Annotated in this window: 1 protein-coding gene; it reads left to right on the forward strand. The window is 46.5% G+C overall.

What is annotated here, in order from left to right:
- On the forward strand, nucleotides 1-282 hold a 282-nt coding region (locus QN347_RS19765; RefSeq protein ID WP_323494391.1), incomplete at both ends, for a hypothetical protein.

The following is a 282-nucleotide window of genomic DNA, read 5'->3' on the forward strand; positions in this document are numbered from 1 at the left end:
GAGTAGTCTGTTGGCAGAAATCATGCAAGCTGAGCAAGCTGGTCTACGCGAACATATTTCCGATAAACAAGATATCAATGAAAAGCTGGTCAAAATGGATTGCAGCATTACTGCGCTGCGCACCGAAATTGGCATCAACATGGAAGCTTCCCAGCAAGAAATGAAATCAGATATGACAATCTTTCGTCACCAGATACGGGCTGACATGGATGCGTTTCGTCAAGAAATGCGGGCTGACATGGATGCGTTTCGTCAAGAAATGCGGGCCGAAATGGCTGCGTT

Origin of the sequence: Sphingomonas sp. 10B4, from assembly GCF_035019905.1 — a bacterium.
Lineage (GTDB): Bacteria > Pseudomonadota > Alphaproteobacteria > Sphingomonadales > Sphingomonadaceae > Sphingomonas > Sphingomonas glacialis.